15 protein-coding genes and 2 pseudogenes are annotated in these 19633 nt (G+C 37.3%); 14 read left to right on the plus strand and 3 right to left on the minus strand.

Translation table 11 applies throughout. The annotated features are described in order from the left end of the window. Positions 1 to 1213 precede the first annotated feature (1213 nt). Positions 1214 to 1801, minus strand: a complete 588-nt coding sequence (locus tag BGC7_RS15410) for a Mu transposase domain-containing protein (RefSeq protein WP_185112991.1) — start codon at positions 1799 to 1801, stop codon at positions 1214 to 1216. A gap of 291 nt (positions 1802 to 2092) precedes the next feature. Between BGC7_RS15410 and BGC7_RS15415 the strand changes: the two genes are divergently transcribed. The 14 genes and pseudogenes from BGC7_RS15415 to BGC7_RS15480 all read left to right on the plus strand — a co-directional run bounded on the left by BGC7_RS15415 (position 2093) and on the right by BGC7_RS15480 (position 16575). Continuing rightward, the gene (locus BGC7_RS15415) at positions 2093 to 2908 is read left to right on the plus strand and encodes a helix-turn-helix domain-containing protein (RefSeq protein ID WP_026625637.1); all 816 of its coding nucleotides are present in this window, start codon (positions 2093 to 2095) and stop codon (positions 2906 to 2908) included. An 83-nt stretch (positions 2909 to 2991) separates the two neighbouring features. Further along, entirely contained in the window at positions 2992 to 5436 is a 2445-nt protein-coding gene (locus tag BGC7_RS15420; RefSeq protein WP_050702494.1) for a TonB-dependent receptor, read from the plus strand. 55 nt (positions 5437 to 5491) lie between these two features. After that, complete coding sequence (locus tag BGC7_RS15425) at positions 5492 to 6271, plus strand: class I SAM-dependent methyltransferase (protein ID WP_050702495.1); 780 nt, start codon at positions 5492 to 5494, stop codon at positions 6269 to 6271. An 8-nt stretch (positions 6272 to 6279) separates the two neighbouring features. Next, positions 6280 to 6852, plus strand: coding sequence for a hypothetical protein (locus BGC7_RS15430; RefSeq protein WP_157258752.1), 573 nt, complete (start codon positions 6280 to 6282; stop codon positions 6850 to 6852). An 18-nt stretch (positions 6853 to 6870) separates the two neighbouring features. Next, positions 6871 to 7467: a hypothetical protein gene (locus BGC7_RS15435; RefSeq protein ID WP_050702497.1), complete on the plus strand. Its 597-nt coding sequence runs from the start codon at positions 6871 to 6873 to the stop codon at positions 7465 to 7467. Between the two features lie 11 nt (positions 7468 to 7478). Continuing rightward, positions 7479 to 9914, plus strand: a complete 2436-nt coding sequence (locus BGC7_RS15440) for a TonB-dependent hemoglobin/transferrin/lactoferrin family receptor (protein ID WP_050702498.1) — start codon at positions 7479 to 7481, stop codon at positions 9912 to 9914. Between the two features lie 23 nt (positions 9915 to 9937). Next, positions 9938 to 10930, plus strand: coding sequence for a hypothetical protein (locus tag BGC7_RS15445; RefSeq protein WP_157258753.1), 993 nt, complete (start codon positions 9938 to 9940; stop codon positions 10928 to 10930). Positions 10931 to 10955: 25 nt separating this feature from the next. Next, positions 10956 to 12101 (plus strand): hypothetical protein, encoded by a 1146-nt coding sequence (locus BGC7_RS15450; RefSeq protein ID WP_050702500.1) that lies wholly within the window; start codon positions 10956 to 10958, stop codon positions 12099 to 12101. Positions 12102 to 12117: 16 nt separating this feature from the next. Then, entirely contained in the window at positions 12118 to 13770 is a 1653-nt protein-coding gene (locus tag BGC7_RS15455; RefSeq protein WP_157258754.1) for a hypothetical protein, read from the plus strand. Positions 13771 to 13782: 12 nt separating this feature from the next. Continuing rightward, entirely contained in the window at positions 13783 to 14523 is a 741-nt protein-coding gene (locus tag BGC7_RS15460; RefSeq protein WP_157258755.1) for an Ig-like domain-containing protein, read from the plus strand. 2 nt (positions 14524 to 14525) lie between these two features. Continuing rightward, positions 14526 to 15095: a hypothetical protein gene (locus BGC7_RS15465; RefSeq protein ID WP_050702503.1), complete on the plus strand. Its 570-nt coding sequence runs from the start codon at positions 14526 to 14528 to the stop codon at positions 15093 to 15095. 28 nt (positions 15096 to 15123) lie between these two features. After that, complete coding sequence (locus BGC7_RS15470; RefSeq protein ID WP_050702504.1) at positions 15124 to 15459, plus strand: cupin domain-containing protein; 336 nt, start codon at positions 15124 to 15126, stop codon at positions 15457 to 15459. 643 nt (positions 15460 to 16102) lie between these two features. Next, positions 16103 to 16270: pseudogene (locus BGC7_RS15475) on the plus strand (helix-turn-helix domain-containing protein); the annotation flags it as partial. A gap of 4 nt (positions 16271 to 16274) precedes the next feature. Beyond that, positions 16275 to 16575 (plus strand): annotated as a pseudogene (locus tag BGC7_RS15480) (helix-turn-helix domain-containing protein). A gap of 342 nt (positions 16576 to 16917) precedes the next feature. On the opposite strand, the gene BGC7_RS15485 reads toward BGC7_RS15480, so the two are convergent. Further along, positions 16918 to 18264, minus strand: a complete 1347-nt coding sequence (locus BGC7_RS15485; RefSeq protein WP_082206801.1) for a site-specific integrase — start codon at positions 18262 to 18264, stop codon at positions 16918 to 16920. A 242-nt stretch (positions 18265 to 18506) separates the two neighbouring features. Next, a complete protein-coding gene (locus BGC7_RS15490; protein WP_050702506.1) occupies positions 18507 to 19523 on the minus strand; it encodes a site-specific integrase in 1017 nt (338 codons plus the stop codon). Between the last annotated feature and the right edge of the window lie 110 nt (positions 19524 to 19633).

Raw genomic sequence — 19633 nt, forward strand, 5'->3', positions numbered from 1 at the left:
TATTATCTAATTTGGGAGAGAACAAATTGATTGATTAAGGCAATTTTTGTCCGTTACTTATATTTATCCTCATCTGGAGTTCTTAACCTTTTTTAGACAAAAAGTTAGGAATTCCAGACGTGGATTTTTTTCTTGAGTGTTTTTTTTGTTCTGTGATTTCTACTTTTAGGCATACTTTTCTTGGTATATAGCATCAGTCAATATTTCAAACACACAAACTTTCCCCGACAACACTAATGGTATTGTTATATAGCACCTTACAGAAACAGCTATGATGATACAATTGGGAATGGCATCTTTATGCCCAATATCCATCAAACTCTCAACTGAGGATTTGCCACGATAAATCAAAGCTACAAAATTATTTGATATAATGATTTTGTAGAAAATTTTAATAATCCTTTTTACTAAGAAATTTCAGAACCAAAAGATTTTACTTCCACTAAATAATCTTTATATTTCTCAAAAAGAAAACTTAAAGTATCATAATGAATTTGATACTATATTGGAGCAAAAAGCGACCAGGAAAATACAATTAAGGAAAACATGAAGCTCACAAATCGACGAATAGTAGTTGTCTGAAACAAAACTTTTATATCTTTACATAAGATAAGTTGCTCTTTAATATAGTGAGGAAATTAAGCATGTCTAAGAATCAAGCTGGTTTCTAAATCGTTACCTATTGAAAAACGGATGACGTGTAATCTATTGATTAATAGATGATAATAGTTTTTTCTATGCCTTGCACAATGAATAGTAAAGTTACTAAGCAAAACATAGCAAATCACAGCAAAATCTACAAAAACAGGCTTATATTCTAAAAATCAACCAAGTAAAGATAAGAAAAACGCAGAAAAACAATAGTTACCTTTTTGTAGATATACTACAAGCAGTAAACCTACGAAAATAGTAGAATCTCAATCTCTACCCATTTATATAAAGGCTTGATAACAGAAAAGCCAGAAATACAGAAAAAGATGTAGTTGAAATATTGCTAAGTTAGTGGCAAAATCGTTATCTATTGAGGAATGAGTATTTTATAATCCACTGATTAATAGCCGATAGTCCTTTTTGTTGTGTCTTAAGCAATACAGAACGATGCAAATCTACGAAGAAGGTCAGTTATCAAATGAAGTTCAAATTCCTATAATGTAAATCACAGCAAATCCACGATCCTGATTTTTTTTTTTTAATAGGTTAATAATTCGCTGTTTTACTTCACTTTTCTATACTTGAGTGTAAACGCTAGATGATAGATGCGCTCATGCACGACTACTTTTTGATTATTATAGAGCATAACGACTTTTTCGGAGTAGATTTTTACATCTACCAGCTTACTGACCAAGGTGTCAGGAACTGAGTAATGAGAGACTTTCATACAGATAGTAGACCATTTATCTACCTTGTAAGTATCTAACTCAAAGCATCCCATCTCATTATGACATGCTCTAAGAGCAGCTAACTCTGCTTCCAATTTAGTCTGCTTACCTACGGTAGACAAGCTGCCTTCTTCGGTATTGATATGCTTGCAAGTAGTAGGGAGTTGGTTTTGAACTTCCTCTAAACTGTCGAAGCGCAGAAAGACGCTAAAAGCTTTGCGGCGAACATATTCCCCTTTTTTCCAACCTGCACGAGCATTACAAAAGCGATAATGACATTGGTAGAAGTTGCTCAGACGAATTAGAGCCTCTGTAGGCCTTTTCTCTGCTCCTACAAACTTCTTGATGGCTAGCATATTTTCGTAAACTGTCATGGAGAGAACACCTGTGACTTCACGGACGGAGTTATGATGCGACTCCATAAAAGCCAATGTGTTTTGGTGACGAAAGAGCCAAGCATAGCGGCCATTACTGTGAATGAAGGTAAAGACAGCTATATGGAAACGTTATGACTTTCTTAAAACCGTATCTTATGAGTATCTAACTACAGATCGATTAGTACCTATATATAGTTTGTTTTTTTGTCAAAATACCTATAAAAAGGGATTGTTGAGAAATTACTTTTTTGTGACCTTTGTTCACAAAAGTTAACGTGTATTACAAAAGTATCTGACTCTTTTCAAGTACCGTTATTCAATTCAATTCTCAAATACGTGAATAAAAAGATTATACATGATGATTTTATAGGGATAACTCCAATTGAAGAATGTCGAGAATATGATCGCCAGAGCATTCATCAACATGATTATTTTGAAATTATCTGGTTTACAGAGGTACAAGGAGAAGATACAATTCTAATCGACTTCGGAGAATTTCCTATTTCCGCAAATTGTTTCTATTTGGTTGCCGCTGGACATTTGCATCGTATCGACCGGACCAATAAAAAAGGATGGGTAATATCCTTATCCAAGAGTTTTTATTATGCTGTAACTCCTGTTGAAATACAAGCCAGGTCTACTTATGTTATAAATTCGATTATTAATCAACAGAAGTGTAATATGTGCCGGACACTTATTCAAATGATAATTGACGAATATGATATGTCGAGACGTTATGCTTTGTTAGAAGCTTATTTCAAAGCTCTCTTTATCCATTTTAGCCCTATCTTCGAAAAATGTCACTGTGCTAAAAATGAAAAAAATAGGGTTTCGGATTTGCTCAATATGATTGAGGAAAATTATACCGTCCATAAAGAATGCGGCTTTTACGCTCAACAACTTTCCCTCTCGGAGAAAGCGGCAAACGAGTTTTCAAAAAAGACAACAGGCAAAACTATAAAATCCCTGATACAGGAACGATTAATCTTAGAGATCAAAAGGGAGGTTGCCACCAACAATCTTTCATTCAAAGAAATCGCAAACAAATTAGGTTTTAGCGAACCCACCTACTTCAGTCGTTTCTTCAAAAAACAAACCGGATATACCCCCGAAGAGTATAAAATCCACTTCAACGAATTCTTAGAGGAATAAAAGTCCCATTCAAAGTCCGTTTTGTGTCAGTCCTATTCCATCAAGCAAGGGTAACTTTGCAATGTAAACGAACAGGACGTTGAATGACATCTTTATGTACCATATGTAAATATTTACTGCTTATAGCATTCTTATCAATACCCTTAGTCATCTATGGACAAAAGCAGCGTATCGAAGGAGTTGTTACAGACAATCTTGGACTGCCCGTATCCGAAGTAAAAGTTGGAATAAAAATACCCAACATAAATACTTTGACAGATAATCGCGGATATTTTCAATTTTCCGTACCCAATGGAACTCATTCAATACAGTTTGAACATATTTCCTTCGAAAAAAGAGTAATAATTTACGATACCAATAAGCCTGAACGATTACAAATAAGCCTCCAACCAAAAACTCTCTCACTTGCCGAGGTGGTAATATCAGCCAAAGAAAGTTCTACGTCCCCCTCTTTTCGAATATTAGAAAACACCCACAAACAAATAGCCGGAAGTACCTCTATCGCTGTCATGCAGCCTGAGATTCAACGATTGGAGACATTAAAAGATGCCTTGCAATTTAATCCCGGAGTGATGATTCAGGAATCCTTCGGAGCTAATGATCTGCCACGTCTGAGCATTCGTGGCAGTGGTATACAGAGTAATCCTCAACGACGTGGCGTCTATCTTTCGCAAGACGGAATCCCCACCAATTTTGCCGATGGTTCGTATTCCGCAGGTTCATTAGATCCCGCTACGGCTCAATATGTAGAAGTGCTCAAAGGAGCCAATTCTCTTCGCTATGGTGCAGCGACTTTGGGTGGAGCCATCGATTTTATATCTCATACCGGTATCAATTCTCCGGGCATATATGCAAAAACAGAATTTGGGTCACACGATTATTATGCAGGTATATTACGATATGGGGCAAGTAAAAATAAATGGGATTTCAGTTCAACTCTTTCCGCCGGAAAACAACACGGATTCCGCCAACATAATAAGAATGAAAAATTTAATCTGTTGGGAAATGTCGGATATAAGTTCAATGAAAAAGTAGAAAGCCGTTTATATTTGAGCTATTCTTACAACAAATTTGATATTCCCGGTCCGTTGACGCTTAAAGCGATAGCTGAAGACCCAAGTCAGGTAAATCCGGGTGTAAATCTGCCTTATACAATGGGGCCAAATATACTTCGGGATAAACCCAAACGGGAGTTATCCCTCTTCAGAATTGCCAACCGAACAGTTATTCAGATTTCTGATAATTCTAAGGTTACATTTTCTCCGTCGTATCAATATGCCGACGATCGTTTTGTGTTTCCTATCGTATTATCTACTCAACATTCCTTCTATCACGATTTCGGCTTAAAGGCAGAATGGAATTACCGCACAGGAAGCCATGATATTACATCGGGCATATTAGGCAGCTATGGATACACCGACCGCCGTGGACATATCAATAAGGACGGATTGGATTCGTATATGTTCTCGTGGGATCATCTCTACGCTTCCAATATCAGTTTTTATGCAGAGGATAATTGGAAACTATCCGACCGACTGCGACTTGTTACCAACCTGCAAATAGCCTACAACAGACGCGACAGCAAGGATGTGTTCCCATTTCCCGATCTTCGCCCTTGGTATAGCCATTCGTCTCATAAGTATCGTTACTTCTATTCTGAAAATATTTCTAAAGACCAGTCTTTCTTTGCCATCAATCCGAGAATAGGGGTTATTTACGACTGTGGTAAGAATAAAGATATTCAGGTCTATTTCAATTTGAGTCAAAGCTATGAGCCGCCTACATTCGACGAATTGGTTGGCACAGCAGTGACCGAGAATATCAATACCAGTCCGAAAGATTTGTTTGTGGTAGAACTTGACAAACAAACGGCAAGCACAATAGAACTTGGAACAAGGCATAAAGAAAAACGTTTTGCATGGGATTTAACCCTCTATCATTCTTGGGTAAAGGATGAACTACTGGAAGTGAAAGACTTTGTCCAAGGAGTGAAAAAGACCCGTAATTATCCCGACACGCAACACAGCGGTATCGAGTTGGGGATAAGTTATATTCCCTTTTCGGGCATATTTTCCGACAAAGACGAAGATAAAGTCAGCCTGAAGGGAGTGTATAATTACAGTCGTTTCCGTTTTACTTCGGGCGAATATAAGGGGAACAGGCTTGCTGGCATTCCCCGTCAGTTTCTGGCAGGAGAGTTGGAATACAGGTATCACGGGCTTCTGTCGGTAGCCATCAACGCCGAATGTCTGCCCGAATCTACTCCCGTAGATCATACCAACACACTCAATCAACCTTCTTATTCAATCTTCGGATTCAGAGTCGGGATAGAGAAAATAAAGAATTGTACGTTTTATTTGGAAGGGAAAAATATATTCAACAAGTATTATGCTTCAAGCTATGTAATCAGCGATCAGATTCATCAGCCGGCAATCCCTTTTCCCGATTTCACATCTCATAATATGGCTTTTTTTATGCCGGGCCCTACCAGAGCTTTCTATGTAGGGTTCAGTTATAAACTTAATTGAACTAATGATCTAAATAACAATAATTTAATAATAATAACTAAAAAGAAAATAAGATATGAAAACAGAAGCACATCGCAACCCCGAACAAGGACATTGGGTATTGGCAAAGGCAGGTAAACGTATTTTACGTCCCGGAGGGATAGAATTGACATACACCATGATAGATAATCTGAAAATATCATCAGATGATGACGTGGTCGAATTTGCTCCCGGACTGGGAATCACGGCAGCATTGACCTGTGCCAAGAAACCAAACAGCTATACCGGGGTCGACATTAATGCCGAAGCTGCCGACATTGTGAAAAAGCGCCTGAAATATGACAAAGCAAAGGTGGTGATCGCAAGTGCCTCCGAAACAACGTTGCCCGATGCTTATGCAACAAAGGTTTATGGAGAAGCCATGCTCAGCATGCAGAACGATAAGCACAAGATAGAAATTATCAAAGAAGCTGCCCGTATCCTTAAACCCGGAGGACTTTATGGTATACACGAATTGGGATTATATCCCGATAATGTCAGTGATGAAATCAAAAAAGAGACTTTCGGCGACATTAGCCGGGCCATACAGGTTCAGGCTCGTCCGTTGACTGTTAAAGAGTGGTCGGAGATGTTGGAAACCGAAGGCTTCAAGGTACTTACAGTCGCATCCAATCCGATGCACTTGGTAAGACCTAAACGTATATTGCAAGACGAAGGATTTTTCCGCACACTGAAGATCATGTTTAATGTATTGACACACTCCGATCTACGTTCGAGAGTAAAGCAAATGAGAAAGGTGTTTGACAAGCACGAAAATCACCTGAATGCCATTTCGATAGTTGCTCAAAAATTGTAGACTTTTCCATGCTAAAGTATTTATCGATCGTACTTAGTTTGTTTTTGCTGTTTTCGGCATGCGAAAGAGATGATTATATGTCACCCGATCAGGCAAATCCCGATTTGCTCCCTGATACGGGTGACTATCTGGACGAGGATTACAAGACACAGGCTCTCGCCCTCGAAATGGCAGGAGAATATAAAAGCAATATAGGTCTTATATATTACGACGAAGAAACAAGAACAATTCCGCAACTATATCTTACACAGGGGGATAAAACAATTCATCTGCAAGAGCTGAAAAGCGGAGCTGCAGAATTGACTTTCGACCGTTTCAATACAGCATTCATGCCTCTTGAATTATCCGTCAGATTTAAAGTTCTGCTCCAAGAAAAAGGCGATACAATATTAATGAAAGGCACAGACGGAATAATCCGGACAAATAATCCAACAGGAGAGATAGGAACACCTCTGCCCGAAAGCGATGACGGTGAGCTAAGCGGTTATTATCTGAGAGGAGAAAAAAAAATGGTTTTACAAATAGACCTGATGTTGCCCATACCCATAAAGGCAAGCATAAAGGGGATTCAAAATAATTAATAAAATATTCATAATGAAATGAAACATCCAATATATCGTCCATTCATTATTATACTATCTGTCGCATTACTCTTTGGTGCTTGCAGCAGAGAGTTTGATGATAATGAGGATTATCAATACGATCGGGTTGAGCCGGTTCTCGGTGACAATACCTTGCTGTATTCAAAAATATTCCGAAATAAATCTACCGGAACTTACTTGTGGTTCGACCTCCGTAATGAGATTGCCAATTTCTCGAAACCGACTGTTTCCCTTTCGTTCCTTCAGAATTCGATAGACAGATATACCCAGATTGATATGCGGGGCAGAATATACGAATACAATAAAGAGACGGAAGAAGTTACCTTCTTAAATATGCCTCTCAATCTTTTTGGTAAAGGAGAGCAGTCTGCCGACCTCATCTGCACACTGGCAAGGAAACAAAAGGACGGTTGCGATGACCTGACAGACGAGGCTAAAAAGGAGGAATGTAAACGCACTTATATATTGGTAATCAAACGGATCGAAATCAGCGAAATTGATGCAATTCTTACCGTTGGAGTACCTTATACTTATCAAGGTTCCTCTGTGGTTCTGACCACACAAACTGAACAAGAGCTTTATTTAACCAATTAACCGATAGAAACATGTTCAGATTTATATACATATATAGTTTTGTCTTGCTATTACTGCTACCCTTGGGGCTAAAAGCACAAGATGCAGAAAAAAAAGACAGTATAGGTACTCAGAATCTTCAGGAAGTAACAATCACTGCAAGGAAGAAACAGGATATAGGGCACGAGAAAATAGGACAGGTTCAGTTGGCAACCGAAATGACTTCGGATATACGCGACTTGGTACGTTATATACCCGGAGTAGGAATTTCCTATTCGGGAACACGAGGAGGATCGAGAGGTTTTGCCATTCGGGGAGTGGAAGCAAATCGGGTAGCGATAACCGTAGACGGCGTACCGCAACCCGAAATACACGAAAATATGGTGTTCAGTGCCTATGGGCTGTCCAATGCCTCACGAGTAGAATTTGATCCTTATTTTGTATCGGCAATTGATATACAGAAAGGCGCAGCATCATTTAACTCGGGAACAGGAGCATTGGGTGGAGCCGTTAATTATACAACCAAGAGAATTAATGACTTGATTAGACCTGGCAATAGCGTAGGAGCTACCATTCAAACGTCGTATAACAGCAAAGACAACCTAAAAATGGTTCTCGGTGGAGCTGCAGTTAAATTGGGTAAGTTCGAAGGGCTAGCTATGTTTGCAACCCGTTATGGCGATCAGATCAAAAATTTCGAATATGGTGAACTAACCCGAAATGTGACCTCTACCCGTATTGATCCGATGGATTACGAGCAACAGACATTTCTAGGTAAAGTTGCTTATATCCCCAATACTTTTCATCGAATTGAGTTTTCTTATTATATGCTCAATAAAAAGATAAACAGCGAAATATGGTCGCAAGAACCTTTGGATATCTTTACCTCTGATGGCAAGCCTTATTACTATTCACACGATCAGGCTCTAAATCATTCATACACGTTAAATTATAACTACATACCTAATTCGGAGTGGATGGAAAGATTTAATGTGAGAGTAAATCTTCAGAATACTTACATGGATGCCCGTACATGGTCGGAATATTACAACCCCAATTTCTTTGGAAACGGACAATACGAATTAATTTATGAAGGCCGTAGAGATAAATACAGAGGCTTAGAGATTAAAGACAAATTGGCAAAAGCCACGCTCGATTTCAAACCTTTGAGTAGCGAAATATTTGGAACGCATACCTTTTCGATAAATGGCTTCTATGCGAATAAATTTAATGATAGTCGTAACGTGGATGTCGAAAATCCGTATGCTTCGAACAAAATAGATGGCTATACCATCCGGATGGGTGTCCGTTACGAATTTGGAGAAAGCATGGGTAAATATACTAATGCCTATTCTTACCAGCGTCCTGTTTCGCGAGACAATTATTCGGTTAGCTTTATGGATAAAATCAAGATGACCAACTATCTTAATATGGTTCTGGGTATCCGCCAAGATTTTTTTCAGACCAAAGACAAGAATTGGAATTATAGAAATGACCAATACTATATGGATAATCTGATGCAGAATATCCAAGGCGTGTCTATGAATTCTGAACGCATATCCGATAACGATCACGGTACATCATTTATAGGGACGGCTACTTACGAATTTGACAAATATCTCCAGTTGAGCTACAAGTTTTCGACTGGTTTTAGAATGCCTACTACCGAAGAACGACATTTTCAATATTACAGTTCGTGGCCTTCGTTTTTGGTATTATCCAATCGCAACCTGAAACCCGAAACATCCATCAATCATGAGATAGAAATTGCTGGTAGCGGAAAGTTGATTACCTATATGTTCAATCTGTATTTCACCAATTATAAAAACTTTATTGATATCGAACAAGGTACGATAGACGTTGCCAATAGCCTGGACAACAGCACAAAAAAAATATCTTATTCTCAAAATATGAACAGAAACTCTGCCGACTTATGGGGAATAGATGCTAAGATGTACCTCTACCTGCAAGAACTGTGTAGCTCGTTGAGAGGATTCTCGTTCAACGCAGCAGTCAGTTATGCCAAAGGTAGCACCTCATATGGTACAAGTATGTTGGGAGTGCAACCATTGACTGGATTTTTAGGATTAGAATATCTATCGCCTAACGAAAAATGGAATGTGAACGCAAAAATAAATGCCTTTTTTGCCAAAGACAGAAAAGATACTCGTTTCATCGAAAAAACAGCAACGAAAGAAATTCAGCGTACTTTTCCCACACTATTCCTTAATGATTCCTATACATTCGATCTGTATGCATCGTACTCTCCCTTACCAATGCTTACAATTCGAGCAGGAGTCTATAACCTATTCAATACAAAATATTGGAGATGGGATGATTTGCGACAACTAACCAACCCTGCATTATTACCCCATATAGAGAGTTTCTTTCGTGAGGGAAAAAATACAATTACCCGATTCTCACAACCCAAAAGGTATTTTAGCACAAGTGTAGAATTAAGATTTTAACTATTCAATTATATATGTTTGTTATGAAATATAAATTATTAATATTCTCAATATTTACTTTTACGGTATTCTCATCCTGCTCTAAAGAACTGGATTTAGATGAGGAAACCCAGATTGCAATTGAAAAACAAGAAATATTGAAAAAGCTGGATCTTTTATTTGATTTAGCTTTTGAAGATCCCTCTAAAGCGGAAGAAGATTACAATACCTTTTTTACGGAAGAATTACTCCGCGACGGACAAAACTTTATTGTGGATAATGATATTCGTATGAGAACTACTTTTACGGACTTGGCTATTCGATTGAATGTTCATTTCGACGAAATAAAATCGCAAAAACTTCCCGAATCGTTATTCGATATCTATTATTCTAAATTTGAGAGTATTCTATTCAATCGTTCATTGTTGGGTGAAATACCACAACAAATACGGAAAGGCGATAAATTGGCTACGTTTGAAGCTAAAGTCGATGAAGTTTCTAATTTTTTTGACGAAAAGATCAAGGAAATAGAAAGCAATGCACAGCCAAATCAAAATTTGTTGGGAAAGCAATGGAAGGCTACGAAATGGGCAATAAAACCGGATTATTCAGCTTTCTATATTATGGATTATAATTTTAGTTTTTTGGCTGATGGAGGCTTAGAAATAAACAATTTTTATCTATATCCTCTATTGAATATCAGGATGGGAAATCAGCCGATCAAAGCTGAGGAATCCAGCAATTTCCCAGACGATATAGCGAACACACAGTTATCTCCGGCAAAATTCATGCTTTACAATAACAAAATACTCTTTTACTTTCATTTAGAAGCCAATCCTAATGCAGCTGATATTAAGTTTAACAGAGAATGGATATATGAATTTGATTATAAGTTAGAAAACAATTCTTTAACTTTTTCGAATCCAAGAGTTATGCGATTTATGCATCCCTTTCTTTATGTTGGAGGCTATGGAACTGAGACTTACGAAGAACTATACTTTGAAGATCTAAGATCCGTAACGCTCACTGCTGAATAATTGATGAGAAATAAAAAATGAAGAAATGAAACAATATATAATAATAACTTTAGTCATGGCAACTCTGTGTTCTATAGCTGGTTGCACGAAAGATGAGATTGAAATCTACAATACCCGAAACACTCCCGACTTAAGCAATCCAATCATCCAGAAGCTAAGTAATACTGTTTGGTACAATAAGATCGGCATCAGTGAGACAACCGCAAAAGAAATATGGACAAGCAAGAATAATATTTATAAGCCATCCGATTACGCTTCATCGCTATTGTATCAGGCAGCTTGGACAAGTATAGCATTGTATCGTGACGGCACTTCCAATATGGTATTTGTTCCACCATTCTTAGCCAATACGGCTATTCATGCGCAAGGAAACTGGTCAGTATCTACTGAAGAAGAGAACACCATCATTTTAAGTACCAAAACACCAGTATCGAGTGTTACGGGAAAGATAAAAATACTAAATCTGGAAATAAAAGATAATGTAAGCAGTCTCAAATTATCATTGGATTTTGGAGATCGATTACTGACTACAACTCTATCTAATGAAAATCCTTACGAATATATTAATCCGCCTTTATTTAGATCTTTAGACTATAACTGGTTCTCAAAGCACTCAGCTCTGACGGAAGCACTAGATGCTAATGACTTCATAGGAGTTTGGACTAACCATGACTCCAACGAAGTAACAGATGAAAGTATAATAAGATATACACATATAGAAGACCTACTTATGGATACTCCTGCTTTCGCACTTGGGTATACACTCAACTTGAAGAAAGATGGTAGCGCTCAGATAGCCTATACCGGCTATACCTATAAAAGTGTATTTGAAACGCAGAATAATTTGGGAAATACGGTTTTTTCAAATGCTAAATGGTGGATAAAAGGAAATAAACTATGGCTTGAAACTGACGAAGAATACTTTGGCTGTATAGGGGAACAGTTAATGGCTTTTATTCCATACTCTGATAATCAAACCTTACTGGGATATCAGTGGGGAGTTCCGATTCGCATACGATCTAATAAGAAATACTGTATCGAGATCGTAGAAAAGACAACAGACGGATTTTGGATACGAGTAACGACGAAGGAAGAGACCTGCTATGCTTTCTTAAAGAAATCTACTTTTGACAATGCAAACCTTATCAATATTAAAGACATATTTAAATAGTAAATATATTATTACAATGAAAAAAATATTCACCATTTGCATAACAAGTCTTCTTATACTGTTTTTATTCCAAGCATGTACACAAGAAGAACTTGTAACAGTCAATGATCCACTTGAACTAGATGAGAATTCATTGCAATATCAGCAATACATGGAAGAACGTGCTATTGAGCTGATCAAAAGCTATAGATTCGACCAACTCGGCAATACTATTGACCGTATTAAAGACCCTGTAGTAAAAGAAAAGATATTGGCTTTGCTAACCGAATATAGGACGATTGCATTTAATGAAGCTTTATACATAGCAAAACCTACTAATGATACACTTTTCTTTTTCCCTCCCAATGTAGAAGATAGAAAAGAGGCAAAAGGAATTACTCTTAATTATACAATGAATTCGATGGTTACACTCAATGAAATAGGGGTGTTACATGGGTTTAAAAATTTTCCAAAACTAGAACTCTTGATATTCTACAACTCATTGGTTACAAGCATAAAAGATTTAAATACATTACCGGAATTGAAAAGATTTGATTGGCGAGTAGATGCATACGATTTCAGTCAACGATATCCTGACATCGAATTGACTCCTTCGGCTGTAAATTTTGATTTCTCTCAAAATAACAAGCTAGAAGACTTACTCTTAGAATATGTAGAAATGGGTAAAATGAAGTATCCTGTCGGCAAAATAAAAACCGGAACTATCAGAGATGCTATCGTCAATAAAGGTGAAGATATAGATGCTATCGCAGCAAATAACTTAGCTATTTACGGTGCGTCTAAATCCACTGAATTAACTTTGAAATCAAGAAATATTGATTCATTAACTCTTTATCTCGATGGTTTAAGTTCTCTGGATATTAGTGGAGCAAGTATGTTAAAACTTGATCTGTCGTATAAAGAAAATCTTGAGAAAATTAAACTGAATGAAGGATTAAAGAAGCTGGTATCATTCAGAGCCGGAAAACTGACCGAAAAGCCAAATTTCCCGAAGAGCTTGCAAGAACTCTATATTGAGAATTACTCATTATCGGATAAAAATTTCTCTATACTTACCAATCTGAATAAAATGACGTTGGGTAGCGAAGGCTTTGATGGACTAACCTTGCCTACAAATATAGAAGAAATATTATTTACTATTCCTTGGCCTTATACGGCTAAATTTGGTTCTGGCTTCAATCGGGATTATAGCAACCTGACAAAATTGAAAAAAGTGATAATAAATAATATTCCGATCAATCAAACGGGATTAATATTCCCAGCTAATTTGGAATATCTCGAATTTAAGGATTACACTTCAGGAAATAAAATAAGTGGTACTGGGGACTACAGTAACATTAGTAATCTGAAAACATTTAGAGCAAATCATACTGTCGAATTCGAATTTGCACCAAAACTACCACCATATTTATCAACTCTTTATCTTTACAGATTAATTTTACCGACAGGTGCCACATTCGATATAAGCAATCTGACAAATCTTCAATTTCTGAATATTAGTATGTCCAGTCCCAATCCTATCACGCTTATACTACCAACTAATCTGGCTGAGGATGCCGTAAAAGCAGGATCTGCACTTGTGGGAGGTGTAGCATCACTTTTATTACCCAAAGGTAGTACAATAGTCAATGAACCCGAATGGTTGTCTAAATATGTTCAATTATATTAAAATAGAAATAATATGAAACTAAAACAATTATTATTATCAAGCATATTGCTATTATCATTGTACAGTTGTTCCAGTGATGACGATTCTAATATAGTGGACGATCAGGTAAACCCTCCGTCATTCATACAAATAATCACTGCTGATAATAAAGCCATTATTAGTGGAAAAGCCGATATCGGTAGCGAAGTGACTCTGAAGTACAATGCAGAAACAGGGCAAATATTAAGACAGGTGAAAGCAGATGCTTCAGGAAGCTTTACCACTAATATCGATCTATTGGTCGATTATAAACAAGAGTTGGTTGCATTTGCTACGAAAAACAATCAAGTATCAGAAACGGTGATCTTGGATAAAATTCCGGCGAAGTTAGCATATAACGAAGGTTGGGATAAAGCCAAAGAAATTATACTGTCTCACCGCTGGAAATCTGACCAAACTATATCTCGGATTATCATCAAGCAGACTTCTGCCACACCACCCTATGATTTGTTTGCAACTACTGCTCAGAAGTATTTCGATTTTAAATCAAACGGGAACTTTCATTTTGAAGTTACATCTCCATTACAATTCACACATACAACAGGATCATGGAGTCTGGATGATAAAGGGATCATAAAAATAAATACAATGATTCCCTTAGGAGCGATGGAAATAACTGATGCAAAGATACAACACTTGGATTCTGAGCGTCTGAGCCTCTTAGCTAAAATATCAGATGGATTATTTTTATTGAGTTTCACCCCCAATAAATAACAATGAAGAATTTCAGAACAAAATGGATTGTCTTGTTTATATTTCTCGGTACGTTCTGGGGATGTAGCAATTCGGATGATGAAAATGGTCAGGATCTGATAATATCATATCAGCTGGCAGGAACCTATCGTGCACAGATAACTCCCACATTTATGGGTTCTTCGCCCATAACAACAGGTGAACATACTATCAGTATTGAGGATTTGGGAAATGGTAGCATTCGTCTCTTTTTCGACAAATTTCAAAAAAATCCGATGCCATTCCAGATGACAGTCGATATTAATATGAAAGTCAGTAAGGGGTCAGGCAATACACTTCTCCTTTCAGGAGAAAATGGAACTTTTAAGGCAGAGCCTCCTAGTGGAGGAGCTATTGATCCTAATGATATCCCTCCTGGTATACAGCTACCCGAAGGAGCGGAAAGCGGTATGAAATCATCTAAAGCCTCAATAAAAGGAAATTTTGGAGAGAGAGATAAAGATGGAAACACAGCTATGAGATTCGATCTTGACCTGACTCCAGGTATTGCACTCCCGATACAGATACTTATTTATACCCATGAGAAGAAGTAATAATCACTAGTTTTTAAACAAAAACATTATGTCAGAAAAAAAAGTAGTAGAGCATAGCTCTATTTTCAACCCTTGCGAGTTGAGTAAATACAGTAAAGGAGGTATTGTAAGCCAACAGCTTATCAATAATTCCGGAGGTAATATTTCTTTATTTGCTTTCGATGAAGGACAAAATCTAAGTGAGCATTCTGCCCCTTTTGATGCTATGGTACAGGTACTAGAAGGAACTGGAGAATATATCATCGGAGGAAAAAGTCATCAACTCCACGCAGGGGAGATGATCATCATGCCGGCTAATGTACCACATGCCGTTAAGGCAGTCACTCCGTTCAAAATGCTATTGGTAATGATTAAAGGGAGCTAAACTCCCCGATCGGATTTAAATAAGAGACTGTCCCAAATTATATGTAAGTGTCATTCCAAACTTACGAAGGAGCTCCTTATTTAAAAATTCCTCGGGATGCCCATAAATGAAAGACTACAGGTAGAAATACCTGCAGTCTTTCATTTACATAATATTATGGATAGCGTCATCAACTTCAATTCTAAAGGTTAAAATCAGAGGGGCTAATTCAATTCATAAGATTACGAATGAAATTTTGCAAGTTTTGTTGTATATAAATGCGTAGATATTTATCTTAAATTTTCTGAGAAGAAAAAAGAAAAAAAGCTTTTCTATCATAAGAAGAGTGCACTATATCATTATGTTTATTCTTTTCCATATTTTCAAAGAGGATAAAAAAACTAATAATTTTAGTTGTTTGAAATAAAACTTTTTTATCTTTAGAAAAGATAAGTCGCTCTTTAAAATAGTGAGTAAGTTAAGCATATCGAAGAACCAAGTTGGTTTCTAAATCGTTACCTATTGAAAAATAGGTGCGATATAATTGACTGATTAACAAATTATAAGATATTCTCCTGTGTCGCTTAAAAGGCAGATTGGCAGGCTTACATTGGAAACTGCTGCCTTGAAAGAACTATACTGCACCAATCCCCGAGATGGCTGAATGGATTCGGCTGATGTCTGCCGTGCTTTGGGAATTTCAAAACGTACTTTGCAAACATGGAGGGGCAATGGGAAAATTCCATTTTCTATGTTGGGAGGAAAAGTATATTACAAAGAGTCAAATGTTAGAGACTTGCTTTTGTCAGGAATGAAACCGATAAAGAAATAGCTTTATGGATAAGTATATCAATTATGAGTCCGAGGAGGTCAAAGAACTCGAAGGACAAATAGAGCAAGCCTTTGATAACATTGCCGATGTAAGGGACAAACATCGTCCGACTTTAGCCGATGAACATTACCTAAGCGGGGAGGAAGTCATGAAATACCTACATAATTTCGCCCCGAACGCTCCAAACTTTGAGAGACAAGCGGATAATTTGTTATACGACCATTGGAGGAAAGATACTTTATCCCGAAAAAGAACTTCAAGAGGTATTGCATAATAACTACCAATCACCCGAACTGCCTTTCTAATGGAAAATAAAACAATAGATATGCAGATTCTAAGGAGAGGGAGTTGAAGTTGCCTCAAGCATAAAATGAAAACAAGCATTCTTGATGTTAATCAGGGATGCTTGTTTTAGTTTGAAGATATGCGTCATCGTCGGGTCGGTCGTTTTCGTTGCAGGATACTTTTTTACACTTCGAGCAGGCAAACAGGCAAGCCTCGGAGCGAAAATACGATCCGAAAGGATGGAGATTTTCGTTCCCGACCCATAGGGCTTCGGGCTTGACTGATTTGCTCTGCAAGAAGTAACCTTCTCCTGCAACAAAAGGACTGAGCTGACCATTATTATTATTTTATTCCACTTTAGCTCATTTGGGAATGATGTATTTTGTCGGGTTGACAGGATTATTCTCTCTCTTTTTCTGAGGTAGCATACCTTTTTGTTTCTTGGTGACTCGCTTGATATTTCTGAAATCGGATTGAGGACGATCTGTCTCAAGTTTATACTTATCTCCGATTTTATCTGTCAATGCCGCCATATCTTTACTTATCTTGTCATTCGTGATTTTAGCATAAATTTGAGTCGTAGTAATGCAGCTGTGTCCGAGCATCTGAGAGACCGTTTCAATGGGTACACCTTGTGAGAGGCACACTGTCGTTGCCATCGTATGGCGCCCCATGTGCGACGAGATCCACTTCGTAATGCCACATTGTTTAGCGATTCGCCTTAAAGATCGGTTCATATTTTCGACATTGCTTGGAACTGGAAAAATGAATTGACTTTTTGCGACTAAACGATATTGCTCAATTAGTTGCTTCGCCACAGGCAATAATTTTACATAAAATGTAGCATTGGTTTTCTTACGCTTGGCTATCAGCCACAATTCTCCATCGAAAGAGGTTTGTATATCATCGAAAGTGAGCTTTCGGACATCGGCAAATGCCAAACCCGTGAAAGACTGAAAAACGAATATATCCCGAATCTGACGTTGCTTGTATCTTCTGAGTTCCACTGTCATAAATCTTCGAAGTTCGTCTTCAGTTAGATAGCCTCTATCTCGGGTCTGTGCTTTGAAACGGAAAGCAGCAAAAGGATTAATGTGTATATATCCTTTACGTTGGGCAATAAGCATGATTTGCTTAAGTTTGGTGATTGCGATAAGTAAAGTACTACCTGCCAGCTTTCGGACTTCGAGTAAATAGGTATAATAGTCCTCAATAAATTGAGGCTCTATTTCTTTAATTGGGATATCGGATAGGTTGTATCTGTCCCGAAGGAACATTTCAACTCTCCTGCGATTGATGATTAGTTGCTCGTATGAACCTTCGGTACGGTCTTTACCCACACGTTTGGCATAACTCCCATAAAATTCATCAGCAATGGAAAAGAAAGTTCGGAACTCATCTCCAAAACCCAGATAAGCGTTTTTAACTTTTTCAGCAGAAACAAAGTTATCCTTGTCACAGATACTTTGGTATTGCTTGCCGATTTGAGTTTTGATGTTGTCTAACTTCTGATTGATCTTTTGTGCTTCTACTCCTTTGCCTTTAGCCCGATTACCCTTGGTATCCCAAAGCTCAGGCTTGATGTTTAGCTTACAGCTAAACTGTGCGATGGTGCTGTTGACTGTAATTCTTCCCATCACTGGGGCTTTACCTTCTTTCAGATTGTTCTTTTTGAGGTAGAACAGAACCTTAAATGTACTTCTTGCCATAACTCTAATTTTTTGTTACAAATTTAGTTTACTTAGAGTTATCCGGTGCTATGCAAAATTACGCAAACTATTGAATAAGTGACGAATAAACTCCAATTCGACAAAGTTACTCAGGTAATGATTTGGTAACTGAACTCGTCGTCATCTTTGCTTTTTTGTGCATTTATTCTCTTTTGGTCAAAAGAACCGTTTTGCTTAATCCGTTGATTCAGTTACTGTTACCTTCGTTTGCTTTCCCTTTTCTAAATGGCTGCTGTTTCCTTCAAATAAGAGTTCATCTTCTGATTGCACATTGTCGGAAGAACTTTGTTGTTCTTTTGTTTCCCTCTATATTTCTCTATTATAGAAAGTGGTATATCCATTAAAGGAACAGTTATATCAGTATTTGTTTTAACACGCTTCTTCATAATCCATAAATTATCATCAAAATGAGACTTTATATCGTCATACGTTAATTCATATATATCTGCATATGAAAGTCCAGTGAAACAGGAAAATATAAATATATCCCTTACCTTTTCGATCCGACCAATAGAGAAGTCTTTCTCAATAATCGCTTTTATCTCTTCTTCGGTCAGATATCCTCTATCAACCTTCTCAAAATGTATTTTATAATTCGCATAAGGGTCTGCTATGATCCAACCATTGTTTTTTGCAATATTGATAATCTTCTTCAGAAGCCTCATGTTGCGCCCGATTGTATTGGTCTGGCAATTCCCTTCAATTCTGAGATAAGTTTCAAAGTCCGTTAAGAAACTGTGTTTAATATCTTTCAGTTTAATATCAGACAGATTGTATTTGAATTTTAAGAATGTCTGAATCTTTTTATAAACACATTTGTATTTTTGCAGGATAGCTGGAGAGAATTTTTTGCCGACCAGTTTTTCCATATCTTCATTATGCTGACGATAGACTTCCAAAAGATAGATTGGAATATCATTAGGAGAGGAGGAGATACCCAGAATGCTGTTTTTCAAGCCTTCTGCAGACACAATCCCGTCACGATCGAATATCTCGCTGTATTTTTCATTGATAAGGCTGGTATAAGAATCTATAATCTTATTGATACTTAAAGCTTCTCTGCTTTTACCGATTGCTCTGCCTGTACTTGATTCCCATATACTTGTGTTTATTGCAGCTTTTATATTAAAACTGACTTTTTCCTGAGAGATGGTAATCCGGCAAAAGATAGGTGCTGTTCCGTCCTTTTTAAGTTTGTCTCGACGGATGTAATAAATGACATTGAATGTACTTTTCATAACGACTCATTTTAAATTACAAATAAAACATTATTGTTTTTCGAATGAGTAAATCTTGCACTTCCAAAAAAGTCTGATACAGTGCCAATTATGGACAATTTAGGGTGAAC

Source organism: Dysgonomonas sp. BGC7, from assembly GCF_001261735.1.
Taxonomy (GTDB): Bacteria; Bacteroidota; Bacteroidia; order Bacteroidales; family Dysgonomonadaceae; genus Dysgonomonas.